Below are 14,187 nucleotides of genomic sequence, written 5' to 3' on the forward strand. Positions count from 1 at the left end.
TCCGCTACGCCTTCCACTGCCCGGCGGTCAGCCGGTACAGCACGTGGCGGCGCAGCGGATGCCCTTCGGGCACGAGGGGGTGCTCGAAATCGTCTTCCGGGTCGCGGAGCATCCCGATCCTCCGCATCACGGCCTGGGAGCGGACGTTCCCCACCGCGGTGAACGAGACGATCTCGTCCAGCCCGAGCCCGGTGAACCCGTACGCCAGCGCCGCCCGCGCCGCCTCACTCGCGTACCCCCGTCCCCAGCTCCGGCGCCCCAGCCGCCATCCGATCTCCACGGCGGGCGTGAAGTGGGAGTCGAACCTCGTCCGCGCCATCCCCGTGAACCCGACGAACTCCCCGCTCCCGGCGACCTCCAGCGCCCAGAACCCGAACCCGTCCTCCGCCATCCGGCTCTCGATCCGGTCGGCCAGCACGTCGCTCTCCGCCCGCGTCAGCACGGCCGGAAAATGCTCCATGACCTCGGGATCGGCGTTCAGCTCCGCGAACGGCCCCCGATCCTCCGCCCGCCACTCCCGCACCAGAAGCCGCTCGGTCCGCAGCACCACTCCATCGCCCATGTCCCGACCGTACAACCACCGCCCGCCGGATCTCACGGTCGCGAGAGCCCGCCGCCCCCTTAGACTCCTGGCGTGTCCCCCACCACACGGCGTATCGCCTGGGCTCTGCTCCCCCTCGTCCTTCTCACGGCGTGCGGCTCGGAGGCCGAACCCCGGGATTCCGCGACCTCTCCCGCTCCGGCCGCGGCGGAGTCCGCCGGGCCTGCCGGTCCGGCCTTGGACGGCACCGAACCCGCCCTGCGGGCGGGCCAGACCAAGAGCCTCGAGAAGACGTGGGAGATCACGTATCAGGGCCTGGAGTCCCATGTCCCCGCCGACAGGGACATCCCGCCCGGCTGGGACCACGAGGGCCCGACCTGGCTCGCCACGTTCACCCTCCGCAACCTCCTCAAGGAGCCGGTCCGGATCCGTCCCACGATGGCCGTCCAGTCGGGGGAAGGCGTCGCCGGGGTCTTCGGCGGCTTCCTCGCCTACGAAGGGGCGAGCGATCTGAAGCCCGACGACCGGCTGGAGCTCCGCGCCCTCGTCGGGACCCAGGGCACGGACGGCGTCAAGCTGGTACTGGACCTGGGCGCCGAGAGCCCGGCCAAGGTCGTCCTCATGGGGTGAGGCGCGCCGGGCCCGGTGGCGGCGTTCACGGGTTCGCGGACCGGCGGGCGCGGAGGGCGCGGAGCTTGTTGCGGTTGCCGCAGCGCTCCATCGAGCACCAGCGCCGGGCGCCGGGCCGTGAGGAGTCGACGAACACCAGCGGGCAGTCGTCGCTCGCGCACACGCGGATGCGCTCGGCGAGCGGCCCGGACAGCAGCTCGATCGTCTCCCGCGCCAGCGTCGACAGCGCGTGCTTCACCCGGACCGGAGCCGCCCACCCGGCGGTCGCGCCGTCAGCGGCGAGCTCGGGCACCAGCGGCGGCGCGGCCGCCGCCCGGTTGATGGCCGCGATCGCCTCGGCGGGCAGCGGACGCCCCGCCGCCCGAGCGTGCGCCGCCTCCCAGATCGCCCGGCGGAGCGCCTTGGCCGCGGTCAGCTCCCGGGCCGTGACGGGAACCGTGACGGCCGCGGCCAGCGGCGGCCGAGCCAGCCACTCCCCCAGGTCGACGGGCTTGTGCAGGGACTCGAACACCGCATACCGCCCCTCACCCCCCGTATGGGCGAAGTCCAGGCAGACCGCGCCGGCGTCGAACCAGAACGACCCCCCTCGGGGATCACGCAGTGTCCGTCCGGTCGCACTCGCTCGCATGGAACCACCATAACCGGTGTCGCCACCCGGGCGCCCGCCCCGCCCCGAGCCGAGGCCCGGGAGAACGCGGCCGCGCCCCGTGTGATCATCTGGGGATGACACGCATCCTGTCCCGCACCGACCTGATCTCCCTGCTCGACCCGGCGGCCTGCATCAAGGCGTTGCGGGAAGGCTTCCGGCAGAGCCGCGAGGCGACCGTTCCAGGACTGCGCGTCCGCACCGACCTGCCGTTCCCGGGCACGGCGACCGCCCTGCTCCCCGGCCTCCTCCCGGGAATCGACGCCTACACGGTGAAGGTCAACGCGAAGTTCCCCGCCGCGCGGCCCGCTCTGCGCGGCGTCATCTGCCTGCACAGCGGCCGGGACGGCGAACTCCTCGCCCTGCTGGACTCGGCGACCATCACCGCGTGGCGGACCGGCCTGGCCGCGGCCCTCGGCACCCACGAACTGGCGGCCGATCCCGAGGGCGGGACCGTACTGGGGATCATCGGCGCAGGCGCACAGGCAGAGCAGGTCCTCACCGGCCTGCGCCTGCTCCGCCACGTGGCCGGTCTGGTCGTCCACGACATCGACCCCGCCCGCGCCCACGCGTTCGCCACGCGCCACGGCGGCCAGGCCGTCGACTCGCCCGCCGCCGTCGCCGCCCACGCCGACACCGTGGTCCTCGCCACCTGGTCCCGTACGCCCCTCCTCTCCCTGGACGCCACCCGCCCCGGCCAGCACTTCACCACCCTGGGCGTCGACGAGCCGGGCAAACAGGAACTGGCAGGTGACCTCCTGGCCGACTCCCTGCTCGTCGTCGACGACCGAGACCTCGCCGGCACCTCAGGCGTACTCACCGGAACCCCTCTGACAGCGACCACCCTGGGCGAAGTCCTGCGCGGCACCCGCCCCGGACGCACCACCCCGACCCAGCGCACCGTCTACGCCCCGGTAGGCCTCCCCTGGCAGGACCTGGCCCTGTCCTGGCTCGCCCACCAGGAAGCCGAACACCACACCATCGGCCTACACGTCGACTTCCTCGCAGACCCCTCGACGAGCGACGCGACCACTCGGTGAGACCCAGATCTTGAGGAAACAACGCCACATCGAAGTCGACGGAGGAGGCGACACCGCATCCCCGGCTGCCTGGTCATGCTGTCCGGGGCCAGGAGCCGCGGCATTCGTTCATGGCGCCGACGGGGTCGATCCTTCGCCGAGAACGTCGACCGTGTCCCGCAGGATCTCGACGAACTCCTCGACATCGATCTCGACGACGAAGACCGCTCCGACGTGCTCGGGATGCAGCCGCAAGTGCTCCTGCCGACAGAACGCCAGGGTGATCGTCAAGCGGCCCCCTTCACGAAAGAGATACGCGCTCACATTGTCGGTCGTAGGGCCCCAATGCAGGAACCACCACGGCTCGCCCAGCCCCTCGTCGTCGGCGAGCAACCGCTGATGAGCAGCCACAGGAGACAGACCGGGGAAGGGCTGCGGCAAGCCTCCGCCTGAGTCCAGCCATGCGCAGTCGGCCTGCACACTGTGCCGGAACTGCTCGACGTAGACCCAGTCGTCGTCGCACGTCACCCACTGTCCGGCCGCCCGCAAATCCACCCGGCGCAGGCCGCCATGCCGTTCACCGATCTCTACCGCGAAACGACTCTCATCGCCCAAAATGATCGTCACCCCGGAAATCCTGTCAGCTCTCGCGGCCGGCGGTCATGACCGCCAGACGGCGGCTGTGCTCGTCGCGCTCGGGGTGGGCGGATCGTATTCCTCGGTCGCGGTGTCGGGGGTCACGGCTGGGGTGGCGGGGATGGTTGTTTTGATGGGGTGGCGAGGTGGTTGATGTCGGGGGTGCGCAGGAGGGTGGGGCCGCCTCCGTTGAGGCGGGTGACGGCGAGCATGGCGGCTCCGACGGCGTCGGTGGTGGTGACGTAGCGGGGGAAGGCGCGTTTGAGCAGCGGGTAGAGGCCTGCGGTGAGCCGGTAGAGGGCGCGGTAGAGCGGGGTTTTGGAGGTGGCGCCGCCGACGGGCTGGATGTAGCCGGGGCGGAACATGTAGGCGGGTATGGGCATGGCGAGCAGGTCGTTCTCGGTTCGGCCCTTCACTCGCGCCCACATCTGGCGGCTCCTGCCGGTGGAGTCGGTGCCTTCGCCGGAGACGTAGACGAAGACCAGGGCGGGGTTGGCGGTGTGGAGGGCGCGGGCGGCGGCGAGGGCGTAGTCGTAGGTGATGCGGGTGTATTCGGCCTCCTTGCGTCCGGCTGCGGAGACGCCGAGGCAGTAGAAGCAGGCGTCCAGGTCTTGGAACCGGTCCTGGACGGCGGTGTAGTCGGTGAAGTCGGTGTGGACGATCTGCCGCAGCTTGGGATCGTCGAGGGGAAGAGGGCTGCGGACGATGGCGAGGACCTCGGTGACGGTGTCGTCGGCCAGGCAGGCGCGCAGTGCGCCGTGCCCGACCATGCCGGAGGCACCGAAGATGATGACGCGCACTGCTGCTCCTTGGGCGGTGGGGTTCAAGCGGCCCGGCCGAGAGGGAACGTCACGCCGGTGAGTTCTTCGGAGACGGTCCACAGCCGTTGTTGAGTGGCCCGGTCGTGGGAGTCGGGGCTGGAGGCGACCGGCTTCGGGTAGCCGCGGATCTCGCCCCAGCCGCTGGGGCCGTAGTACTGCCCGCCGACGACCGCCGGGTCGGTGGCGGCGCGCAGGGTGGGCAGGGCGCCCATCTCGGCCTTCTGGGTGAACAGCGGCGCGAGCCAGGTGACGGGCGTGCGGAGCGCGGTGGGCACGTTGCGGGTGAGCTCGGTGTTGGACGCGCCGGGGTGGGCGGCGACCGCGACGGTGGTGCCGTGGGGTGCGAGCCGGCGCTGCAGTTCGTACGTGAACATCAGGTTGGCGAGTTTGGCCTGGCCGTAGGCGCCGACGCGGCTGTACGAGCGCTCCCGCTGCAGGTCGTCGAAGTGGATCGCGGCCCGGATGCGGTGGCCGGTGCTGCTGACCGTCACGACGCGGGAGCCGGGGACGGGCAGGAGCAGGTCCAGCAGCAGGCCCGTCAGAGCGAAGTGGCCGAGGTGGTTGGTGCCGAACTGCAGCTCGAAGCCGTCGGCGGTGGCCTGCCGCGGGGTGTACATCACGCCCGCGTTGTTGATGAGGAGATCGATGCGCGGGTGGGCGGCGCGCAGGTCGGCCGCCGCGGACCGAACCGAGTCCAGGGAGGCCAGATCGAGGGCCTGGACGGTGACGTCGCCGGTGATGCGGGCGGCCGCCCGCCTGCCCTTCTCGACGTCGCGGACGGCCAGGACCACCGCCGCGCCGCGTGCGGCGAGCATCCGGGCGGTCTCGAAGCCCAGCCCGGTGTTGGCGCCGGTCACGATCGCCACCCTGCCGCGCTGGTCGGGGATGTGCTGCTCGGTCCAGTTGCCGCTCATGACGCACTCCTAAGGAACCGCTGGTCTGTTATGGGGGCCAACGTAAAAGACCGGCGGTCTGTTGTCAAGGGTCCGACGGTCTTTGGCTAGGGTGAGGGCGTGTCATTTCAGCGGGCGCGCAGCGAGGAGCAGCGGGAGATCCGCCGCCGGGCGATCCTGGACACGGCGGCGGCGATGCTCGACGAGATGCCCGTGGCCGACGTGAGCCTCAACGAGCTCAGCCGGCGGGTGGGCCTGGCCAAGTCGAACGTCCTGCGGTACTTCGAGTCGCGCGAGGCGGTGCTGCTCGAACTGCTGGACGACTTCCTGGGGAGCTGGCTCGCCGAACTGGCGGACGAGCTGGCCGCGGGCGTCGAGGCGCACGCGGCGCCGGAGGCGCGGGCGGAGCAGCTGGCCGAGATCCTCAGCCGGTCGCTGGCGGACCGGGTGGTGCTCTGCGACCTCTTCGGCGCGCAGGGCGGCGTCCTCGAACGCAACGTCTCGGTCGAGGTGGTCAAGCGGCACAAGCGCTCCTCCCTCGCGAGGCTCGCGGACATGGTCGAGCTCATGCGCCGCCACCTGCCGGAGCTCGGCGACGGCGCGCAGCTGTTCTGCCTGATGAGCCTGGTCTCGGCGGGCGCCCTGTCGTCGTCCGTCCCGCCGCCGCCCAGCCTCCTCGCCGCCTACGCGGAAGATCCCGCCCTCGGCGCGCTCCACATGGAGCTGCGCGACGCCCTGCGGGCCTCCTTCACCGCGGCACTCCTGGGCGTACTGCCGCGCACCTGAACCTTCCGTTCCCCGTGAGGGAAAAGCACGGCCGACGCAGGGCATGAGGATCGCAGTCGTCCCTTCGTCCGCTAGGACAGGTCGTATTCGTCCACGTCCAAGACCGCGCCGACCATGCTCATGAAAGTCATGATTTCGTGGCCGAGGTGCCAGCCGAACAGATTGGGCCCCTCCGTCGTCTCCGCCGATGAGTCGGCATCCGGCGCATCGGCTTCGTCGTTGAAATAGCGCACGACCTGGAGTACGACCCTGTTGCCGGCCTCTTCCTCGTTCAGATGCTCGGAGAGTTCGGCGATCTTGTCGAGATGAGGCCGGAGCCTCATCAGTATGCGTGAGATCTGCTCGTCGACCGGTAGGCCGTCCTCCCTGCACTCGACCTTCCAAGCGTGGCGGACAGGGACCGCCGGTTCACGGCGGCGGCTCCCGCGGACCGTGAACGCATCGGGTTCGACACCCAGCCAAGCCGTCATCTCCACCGCGGACATGCGTTCACTGAACAAGCCGAAATAGACGTACTGGCGGACAGGCATCCCCGTACGGTACTCGGCGGGATTCTTTTTCGAACCGCACATACCGGTCCGGCTGTTCACGGTCGAGACCGGCATGGGCTTCGGCCGCCGACGGCGTCAGGTCGACCCTGTGCCGCCGTCCGGTAGGGTCGGGGACCTTAGACGATCATGCCCCTTTCCTCCGGATTCAAGGAGACGCCATGGGTGATGGTGCCGTTTCCCCTTTCGTCGACACCTCCGTTCCGCATCCGGCGCGGATCTACAACGCATTCCTCGGCGGGAAGGACAACTTCGCCGTCGATCGGCAGATCGCGGAGCAGACGCTCGCCCTCTTTCCGGATATTCCAGTCATGGCCCGACAGAACCGGGAGTTCCTCCATCGGGTCGTGCGGTACATGGTGGAGGAGCTGGGCATCGGCCAGTTTCTGGACATCGGCTCGGGGCTTCCGGCCGAAGGGAACGTCCATGAGATCGCCCAGGAACTCGATCCCGGGGTGAAGGTCCTCTATGTCGACAACGATCCGCTCGTTCTGGTGCACGGGCAGGCGCTGCTGGCGAAGAACCGCAATACCAAGGTGGTCACCGCGGATCTGCGCGAGGTGGACGAACTACTGACCGCGGTCGAGGAGAGCGCGCTGCTGGATCTCTCTCGCCCTGTGGGGCTGATGCTCGTCGCGGTGCTGCACTTCATCTCCGACGAGGAGGATGTCGAGGGCCTTCTGCGTGCTTACCTGGCGCGTCTGGCTCCGGGATCGGCCATGGCGATCTCACACGTCTCTCCCGGTGGCGCCGACTCCGAGCGGCTGGACCAGGCGGTCGACATCTACTCTGCCGCCACCCCGCCCGGAGTACATCTGCGCACCGCCGAGCAGGTGACCCGGCTGTTCGACGGCACGACCCTGCTGCCCCCGGGCGTGGTGCCCATCGCCGACTGGCGGCCCCGGCGCGGCGACGACACCCGTCCGACCGCCGCCACCGGCCTGGGCGGAGTGGGGCTGCTCTGACGGCGTTCCCGCCTCCTTGACACGGTCGCCCCTTCGCCGCGATCAGGGCTTTCGGCAGTCCGCGTGCGGAAGTAGGCGCGGCATGGGGCGGCGGGCCCTTGCGGGCACCGCGCCCTATTTACGGTACGAGCGTTGCGTAAATGAAGGCCGTCGTCTAGCTTAATTTCGCTACGCACGTAGCTGAATGGAGGGGGTCGTCATGGCGGAGCGGGGGCGGCGGGGGCGGCCGCGCAGTGCGGAGGCGGACGCGGCGATCGTCGCCGCCGCCACCGAGCTGCTGCTGCGGCACGGGTACGGCGGGTTGTCGATGGAGGAGGTGGCCGAGCGGGCCGCGGTCGCCAAGACCACGCTGTACCGCCGCTGGCCGACCAAGGACCATCTGGCCGTCGCCGTGGTCGCACGGCTCCAGGAGGACGACGAGATCACCGACACCGGCGACATCCGCAAGGACCTCACCGACTACATGGAGAAGGTCGCCGGCGGGCTCAACCGCATGCGGGCGGCGGGGCGGCGGCCGGGCGAGGACAGCACCTCGGCCGGCACCGTGGCCGAGCTCGTGGCGGCCAGCGGACGCCACGACGACATCGCCGAGTTGCGCGGCCGGCTCTATGCGCGCCGCAACGCGCTCGCCCGGGAGCTGATCGAGCGGGCGCGCCGCCGGGGCGACCTCCGTGCCGACCTCGACTCCGAGGTACTGCTCGACCAACTCGCCGGCGCCCTGTACTACCGCGTCCTCATCACCGGCACTCCCGTCGACCGCGCCTACGCCGAACGCCTGGTCGCCGCCGCCCTCGACGGCGCCCTCTGAACCCGGAACCGAACCCGCATCGCTCATCCTTGAAACGTCCCGAAGGAGCCTTCCCATGTCGCTGTTCGTGCCGGAGTTCGATGAGTCCGTGGTCGTCCGCGCCGCCGAGGCCGAGGTGATCGGCCACGCCCCCACCACCATCCGGCTGCTGGCCGACAGCAGCTCGACCGGCGGTGCGCTGTCCACCCAGCGTGTCACCCTGACCGACGGCGCGAACGGCGCCCAGCCGCACCACCACGCCGGTTCGGCCGAGCTGTTCTACCTCCTGGACGGCACGGCGCAGCTGCTGTCCGGCGACCAGATCGTGACCGCCGAACGCGGCGACCTGGTCATCGTGCCGCCCGGCCTGCCCCACGCCTTCGCCGCAGCCCCGGGGCACGACGCCGACATCCTCATCGTCATCACCCCGGGCGTCGAGCGCTTCGAGTACTTCCGCCACCTGGAGCGCATCGCCTACGGGAAGGTCCCGCCCGCGAGCCTGCTGGAAGTCCAGGAGCTCTACGACACCTACTTCCTCAGCAGCCCCGCCTGGGACACCGCCAGGTCCTGACACCGGCCCGAATCCGGCCGCGGGGTGAGCGGTAAGGGGGCTTCGTCCGCCTGTTAGGGTGCCTCGACATGACGCGATCAAGGCTCGTCCTGCTCGTCGGTCTCCCCCTTCTCTCCACCGTGCTGGTCGCGGGATGCTCGTCCCCGCCGGAGATCCGGTTCGGTTCGGCCCAGCCCTCAGGTCAGCGGATCACCCTTCCCAGCGCGCCGGATCCAGGGCTGCCGGGAGCGCAGTGGCCCGATGCGTGCACGCTGCTGAGCGATGCCGAGGTCAAGGCGGTGCTCCCGCAGGCGGAGGACTTCACGAGGGAGAAGCAGAGCCTCACCCTCCGGCGGATCGACTTCCTGAAGCCGGAGAACTCCACCACGGAGGAGATCCCCGCGGCCGGGTGCGACATCTGGTTCAGGCTTCCCGACGACTACGACGGACGCAACGCGAACATCGACCTCTTCGTCCTGAGGATCGCCGGCCCGTCGGTCATCGAGAAGGAGTACCGCGACGACCGGAAGGACAAGTCCGCGATCCAGGAACTCGGCAGGGCCTGGGGTGCCGACGACTGCTACTCCGACCGGATCTCGGAGGGCACCTCGCCGAACGTCCACTGCCGGCTGGGGCGCTACTACTTCCGCGTCAGCGGGCACGGCCCCAACGGTCGCCTGACGAACCAGGACTACACGGACAAGGTCCTCTCCCAGGTCGTGCAGACGCTGGCGGCCCGCATGCGCTGACCCGCCGTAGCGCACGCCGGACGGCGCCAGGCCGCCGGTTCTCCCGGCTCTCGGACCGAACGGGGCAAAGCACCAGGGAAGCTGGTGTTCTTGGAGGATCAACGGGATAACGTACGTCGGCATGGGCACGACCGTGGAGAAACGACCCTCGACCGGGGTCACCCGGGTTCGCCGGCGGCGGGTGGCGGGGCTGGCCGCGCTGGTGGCGGGCCTCGTGGTGGCGGGAGGCGTGTCGCTGGCGGTCGGTCCGCGGTCGCTGGGCCTCTCGGAGGTCTGGTACGGGCTGTTCGCGGCGCCCGATCCCGACCAGCGGCTCACCGAGATCCGGCTCATCGTGCAGACCGTGCGGGTGCCGCGGACGGTGCTCGCGGTCGTGGCGGGCATCGCCCTGGGCATCGGCGGGGCGCTGATCCAGGGACATACCCGCAACCCGATCGCCGACACGGGACTGCTGGGCGTGAACGCGGGCGCCTCGTTCGCCGTGGTGCTGGCGATCGCCCTCTTCGGATTCGCCGACCCGTTCCAGTACGTCTGGTTCGCCTTCCTGGGCGCGGCGGCCGCCGGCGCCGTGGTGTTCGGGTTGTCGAGCATCGGCCGGGGGGCGGGCAACCCGCTGACGCTCGCGCTGGCAGGGCAGGGGATCGCGGTGTTCCTGGTGGCGATGACCACGGCGGTCGCACTGTCGGACCAGACGGCCCTGGACGCGCTGCGGTTCTGGAACGCGGGCTCGGTGGCCGGCGTCGGGTTCGACGTCATCTGGCCGGTGAGCGGGTTCATCGTGGTGGGGCTGCTGCTGGCGCTGTCCACGCTGCCCGCCGTCAACCTGCTCAACCTGGGCGACGACGTGGCGCGGGGGCTGGGCGTGAACGTGGCGCTGAGCCGTACCGTCGGCATCGTCGCCATCACCCTGCTGGCCGGGGCGGCGACGGCGGCGTGCGGGCCCGTCGCGTTCCTCGGCCTCATGGTGGCGCACGTGTCCCGCTACCTCACCGGCCCGGACTACCGCTGGCTGGTGCCGTACGCGGGCCTGCTCGGCGCCCTCATCCTGCTCGTCTGCGACATCGCGGGGCGCCTGGTGGCGCGGCCGGGCGAGTTGCAGGCGGGCGTCGTCGTCGCCCTCGTGGGCGCCCCGTTCTTCGCGGCGCTGGTGTGGCGCGGAAAGTTGAAGCAGACATGAGCGGAACGGCCGTGAAGCGGCAGGCGGCACCGGGCGTGCGGGTGGGCCGGGTGTCGTTCGTGTGGCGCCCGTGGATGGTCCTCGCCGTGCTGCTGCTGGCAGCGGCCGCCTTTCTGGTGTTCTGCCTGTCCATCGGCACCGGGGACTTCCCCATCGCCCTCCCCCAGGTGATCGCCACGATCTTCGGCCGGGGCGAGCAGATCGACGAGTTCGTCATCATGGACCTGCGGATGCCGCGCGCCCTGGTCGGGCTCATCGTGGGCGTCGCGCTGGGGGTGTCCGGGGCGATCACGCAGTCCATCGCGCGCAACCCCCTGGCCAGCCCGGACGTCCTGGGGATCACCTCGGGCGCGAGCGCGGCCGCGGTGTTCCTGGTGACGGCGTCGGGCGGCGCGGCCACGGCGGTCACCGCCTCCCTGGGGCTGTCGGCGGGGGCGCTCGCGGGCGGCCTGGGCACGGGGCTGCTGGTGTACCTCATGGCGTGGCGGCGCGGGATCGACGGGTTCCGCCTCATCCTCATCGGCATCTCGGTGAGCGCCGTGATGGAGGCGATCACCGTCTGGCTGCTGACCAGGGCCGACATCCGGGACGTGGCCAAGGCCCAGGCGTGGCTCGTCGGCTCGCTCGACGAGCGCTCGTGGAGCGAGGTGTGGACGGCGCTGTGGTGCCTGCTCGCCCTCCTGGCCGTCGTCGCGTACGCCGCGTTCCACCTCAAGCCGATGCACTTCGGCGACGAGATCGCGGCCGGGCTGGGCGTCCGGTACGGGGTGGTGCGGGCGGTCCTGCTGCTGTGCGCGGTGCTGCTGGCCGGCGTGGCGGTGAGCGCGGCGGGCCCGGTGCCGTTCGTCGCGCTGGTGGCGCCGCAGGCGGCGATGCGCCTGACGCGGCATCCGACGCCGCCGATGGCCGCCTCCGGCCTGGTGGGCGCGCTGCTGCTGATCGGCTCGGACCTGGTGGCGCGCACGGCGCTGCCGGTCTCCCTCCCGGTGGGCGTGGTCACCGCGGCGATCGGCGGCCCCTTCCTGGTCTACCTGTTGGTTCGCGCGAATCTCCGCAAGGGGATATGAAGGCTAGCCTTGCCTAAGTAAGGTGGGTCTCGTGGCCACGCAGACCAGCATCCAGGACCCTCCGCGGCTGACGGCCGAGGGCGTCACCGTCGGATACGGCGGCCGTACCGTCATCGACGGCCTCGACGTGGCGATCCCCTCGGGGGTGATCACCACGATCATCGGCCCCAACGGCTGCGGGAAGTCCACCCTCCTGCGGACCCTGTCGCGGCTGCTCAAGCCGGCCAAGGGCACGGTCGTGCTGGACGGCGAGGACATCGGCAGGCTCCGGACCAGGGACGTGGCCAAGAAGCTCGGCCTCCTGCCCCAGACGCCGGTCGCGCCGGAGGGCCTGACCGTCGCCGACCTGGTGGCCCGGGGCCGCCATCCGCACCAGAGCTGGCTGCGGCAGTGGTCCTCCGACGACGCCGAGGTCGTGGAGCGCGCGCTGGCCATGACGGGGGTGGCCGATCTGGCCGAGCGGCCGGTGGACTCGCTGTCCGGCGGGCAGCGCCAGCGCGTCTGGATCTCGATGACCCTGGCCCAGGGCACCGACCTGCTCCTGCTGGACGAGCCGACCACCTACCTGGACCTGGCGCACGCGATCGACGTGATCGACCTGGTGGACGACCTGCACGAGTCGGGGTGCACCGTGGTCATGGTGCTGCACGACCTCAACCTCGCGACGCGCTACAGCGACAACCTCATCGTGATGAAGGAGGGGTCGGTCCTGGCCCAGGGGCACCCGGGCGACGTGATCACCGCCGAGCTGCTGCGGGAGGTGTTCGGGTTGCGGGCGAGGGTGATCGACGATCCGGTGAGCGGCGGACCGCTCATCGTGCCGATCGGCCGCACGCACGTCAACGCCTGACTCGACAAAAAGTTAGGTTAGCCTAACCTAATTTACGCGTGTTAGGGTTTGCCTGCCTCACCCACCCCCCGAACAACTTGAGCAAGGAAGTCCGGATGCTTCTTCAGCGAACGACAGTGACGAAGACCTTGCGAAAGGCGGCAGCCGCCCTTTCCGCCGTCGCCCTCGGCGTCGGCCTCCTCTCCGGATGCGGTTCGGACTCCACGGAGAAGCCCGCCGCCGACACCTCGGCCGCCGCGGGCGGCACCTTCCCGGTCACCGTGGAGCACGCGTTCGGCTCCACCGAGATCACCAAGGCGCCCCAGCGTGTCGTCTCCGTGGGCTACACCGACGACCAGGCCGTCCTGGCGTTCGGCATCAAGCCCGTCGGCATGGTCGACCAGTACCCCAACCCGGCGGGCCGGACCCCCGACATCAACACCCAGTGGCCCTGGGTGAAGGACGTGTGGGGCGACGCCCGGCCCGAGGTCATCATGAACAACGGCGACTCCGGCCCGAACTACGAGAAGATCGCCGCCCTGCGGCCGGACCTGATCATCGCGGTCTACTCCGAGATCGACAAGGCCGCCTACGACCACCTCACCAAGATCGCTCCGACGGTGGGCCGCACCAAGGGCGAGGCCGAGCCGTTCAGCGCCCCGTGGCAGGACAACGCCGTGCACATCGCCAAGGCGCTCGGCCGGGAGGCCGAGGGCGCCAAGATGGTGCAGGGCATCCAGGACAAGCTCGACGCGGTCCGCAAGGCGCACCCGGAGTTCGCCGGCCAGACCGCCGTGGCCCTGTCGTGGTACGAGGGCGCGATCGCGCCGTTCACCACCACCGACGTCCGCGGGCAGCTGCTGACCGGCATGGGCTTCAAGGGCGCGACGAAGATCGACGAGATCGCGGACGGCAAGTTCTTCACCACGCTCTCCCCCGAGCGCATCGACCTGATCGACGTGGACCGTATCTTCGTCATCAACGACCAGGCCGACCAGGACGCGCTGAAGAAGTTCCAGCTGTTCGCCAACCTGACCGCGGTCAAGGAGGACAAGGTGTCGTACCTGCTGGACAGCGAGGGGCCGGCGATCGGCGCGGCCGTGTCGCAGAGCACCCTGCTGTCCCTGCCGTACGCGATCGACCAGATCGTCGAGTCGGTCGGATAGGAAGAGAGGCCAGCGCCGTGACCCGTCCCCGATCCGCGGTCCGCGGATGAGCGCCACCACCGCCGCCGTCGCCCGCGTCGCCCCTGCCGTCCTGCGCACGGCGACCGGACGCGAGGCCTCCCGATGGGTCGCGGCGCACTGCCGCGAGACGCCGTGGCTGACGGCCGCCACCGTGCTCACCACGGTGGCGGGGGCGGCGCTCCAGGTGCTGCCGGTCCTCCTGCTCGGCCGGGTGGTCGACGGGGTGGTCCAGGGCGAGTCCCGCTCGGTCCTGGCCGTGATCGGCGTGCTGCTGGTGGCCGCCGCGCTGCTGCGCCCCTACGTGCTGCCCGGGTTGGGGTGAGCCGATGGACATCTGGGGGATCCGCGAAGGCCTC

The 14,187-nt window shown here is 70.7% G+C and carries 18 protein-coding genes; 12 read left to right on the forward strand and 6 right to left on the reverse strand.

Annotated elements, in window-relative coordinates:
- Positions 1 to 4: 4 nt before the first annotated feature.
- Positions 5 to 562, reverse strand: a complete 558-nt coding sequence (locus tag ABD140_RS25370; RefSeq protein WP_344243482.1) for a GNAT family N-acetyltransferase — start codon at positions 560 to 562, stop codon at positions 5 to 7.
- 72 nt (positions 563 to 634) lie between these two features.
- Here ABD140_RS25370 and ABD140_RS25375 point away from each other — a divergent pair, with 72 nt between their 5' ends.
- Entirely contained in the window at positions 635 to 1,171 is a 537-nt protein-coding gene (locus ABD140_RS25375) for a hypothetical protein (protein ID WP_344243483.1), read from the forward strand.
- Between the two features lie 25 nt (positions 1,172 to 1,196).
- On the opposite strand, the gene ABD140_RS25380 is transcribed toward ABD140_RS25375, so the two are convergent.
- The gene (locus ABD140_RS25380) at positions 1,197 to 1,799 is read right to left on the reverse strand and encodes a CGNR zinc finger domain-containing protein (RefSeq protein ID WP_344243484.1); all 603 of its coding nucleotides are present in this window, start codon (positions 1,797 to 1,799) and stop codon (positions 1,197 to 1,199) included.
- Positions 1,800 to 1,894: 95 nt separating this feature from the next.
- Here ABD140_RS25380 and ABD140_RS25385 point away from each other — a divergent pair, with 95 nt between their 5' ends.
- A complete protein-coding gene (locus ABD140_RS25385; RefSeq protein ID WP_344243485.1) occupies positions 1,895 to 2,857 on the forward strand; it encodes an ornithine cyclodeaminase family protein in 963 nt (320 codons plus the stop codon).
- 108 nt (positions 2,858 to 2,965) lie between these two features.
- Here the strand turns inward: ABD140_RS25385 and ABD140_RS25390 are convergent, their stop codons facing one another.
- From ABD140_RS25390 to ABD140_RS25400, 3 genes are all read right to left on the reverse strand, one after another.
- The gene (locus ABD140_RS25390; RefSeq protein ID WP_344243486.1) at positions 2,966 to 3,463 is read right to left on the reverse strand and encodes a hypothetical protein; all 498 of its coding nucleotides are present in this window, start codon (positions 3,461 to 3,463) and stop codon (positions 2,966 to 2,968) included.
- A gap of 110 nt (positions 3,464 to 3,573) precedes the next feature.
- Entirely contained in the window at positions 3,574 to 4,272 is a 699-nt protein-coding gene (locus ABD140_RS25395; RefSeq protein ID WP_344243487.1) for an NAD(P)H-binding protein, read from the reverse strand.
- Positions 4,273 to 4,295: 23 nt separating this feature from the next.
- Positions 4,296 to 5,207, reverse strand: coding sequence for an SDR family NAD(P)-dependent oxidoreductase (locus ABD140_RS25400; protein WP_344243488.1), 912 nt, complete (start codon positions 5,205 to 5,207; stop codon positions 4,296 to 4,298).
- 99 nt (positions 5,208 to 5,306) lie between these two features.
- Between ABD140_RS25400 and ABD140_RS25405 the strand changes: the two genes are divergently transcribed.
- Entirely contained in the window at positions 5,307 to 5,972 is a 666-nt protein-coding gene (locus ABD140_RS25405) for a TetR/AcrR family transcriptional regulator (RefSeq protein WP_344243489.1), read from the forward strand.
- A gap of 71 nt (positions 5,973 to 6,043) precedes the next feature.
- Here ABD140_RS25405 and ABD140_RS25410 read toward each other — a convergent pair whose 3' ends face one another.
- A complete protein-coding gene (locus ABD140_RS25410; RefSeq protein WP_344243490.1) occupies positions 6,044 to 6,502 on the reverse strand; it encodes a DUF4279 domain-containing protein in 459 nt (152 codons plus the stop codon).
- Between the two features lie 179 nt (positions 6,503 to 6,681).
- Here ABD140_RS25410 and ABD140_RS25415 point away from each other — a divergent pair, with 179 nt between their 5' ends.
- From ABD140_RS25415 to ABD140_RS25455, 9 genes are all read left to right on the forward strand, one after another.
- Positions 6,682 to 7,485 carry an SAM-dependent methyltransferase gene (locus tag ABD140_RS25415; protein WP_344243491.1) on the forward strand — a complete coding sequence of 268 codons (804 nt, stop codon included), beginning with the start codon at positions 6,682 to 6,684 and terminating at the stop codon, positions 7,483 to 7,485.
- Positions 7,486 to 7,684: 199 nt separating this feature from the next.
- On the forward strand, positions 7,685 to 8,293 hold the full coding sequence (locus tag ABD140_RS25420; protein ID WP_344243492.1) for a TetR/AcrR family transcriptional regulator: 609 nt from the start codon (positions 7,685 to 7,687) through the stop codon (positions 8,291 to 8,293).
- A gap of 55 nt (positions 8,294 to 8,348) precedes the next feature.
- Positions 8,349 to 8,843 (forward strand): cupin domain-containing protein, encoded by a 495-nt coding sequence (locus ABD140_RS25425; protein ID WP_344243493.1) that lies wholly within the window; start codon positions 8,349 to 8,351, stop codon positions 8,841 to 8,843.
- A gap of 68 nt (positions 8,844 to 8,911) precedes the next feature.
- Entirely contained in the window at positions 8,912 to 9,571 is a 660-nt protein-coding gene (locus ABD140_RS25430; RefSeq protein ID WP_344243494.1) for a hypothetical protein, read from the forward strand.
- Between the two features lie 121 nt (positions 9,572 to 9,692).
- On the forward strand, positions 9,693 to 10,748 hold the full coding sequence (locus ABD140_RS25435) for a FecCD family ABC transporter permease (protein ID WP_344243495.1): 1,056 nt from the start codon (positions 9,693 to 9,695) through the stop codon (positions 10,746 to 10,748).
- The gene (locus tag ABD140_RS25440; protein ID WP_344243496.1) at positions 10,745 to 11,815 is read left to right on the forward strand and encodes a FecCD family ABC transporter permease; all 1,071 of its coding nucleotides are present in this window, start codon (positions 10,745 to 10,747) and stop codon (positions 11,813 to 11,815) included. The genes ABD140_RS25435 and ABD140_RS25440 overlap by 4 nt, the downstream gene beginning before the upstream one ends.
- A 31-nt stretch (positions 11,816 to 11,846) precedes the next feature.
- On the forward strand, positions 11,847 to 12,665 hold the full coding sequence (locus ABD140_RS25445; protein ID WP_344243497.1) for an ABC transporter ATP-binding protein: 819 nt from the start codon (positions 11,847 to 11,849) through the stop codon (positions 12,663 to 12,665).
- 116 nt (positions 12,666 to 12,781) lie between these two features.
- On the forward strand, positions 12,782 to 13,810 hold the full coding sequence (locus tag ABD140_RS25450; RefSeq protein WP_344243498.1) for an iron-siderophore ABC transporter substrate-binding protein: 1,029 nt from the start codon (positions 12,782 to 12,784) through the stop codon (positions 13,808 to 13,810).
- A 46-nt stretch (positions 13,811 to 13,856) separates the two neighbouring features.
- A complete protein-coding gene (locus tag ABD140_RS25455; protein ID WP_344243499.1) occupies positions 13,857 to 14,153 on the forward strand; it encodes a hypothetical protein in 297 nt (98 codons plus the stop codon).
- The last annotated feature ends 34 nt before the right edge of the window (positions 14,154 to 14,187 follow it).

Origin of the sequence: Actinocorallia libanotica (genome assembly GCF_039525175.1) — a bacterium.
In the GTDB taxonomy this organism is placed as follows: Bacteria; Actinomycetota; Actinomycetes; order Streptosporangiales; family Streptosporangiaceae; genus Actinocorallia; species Actinocorallia libanotica.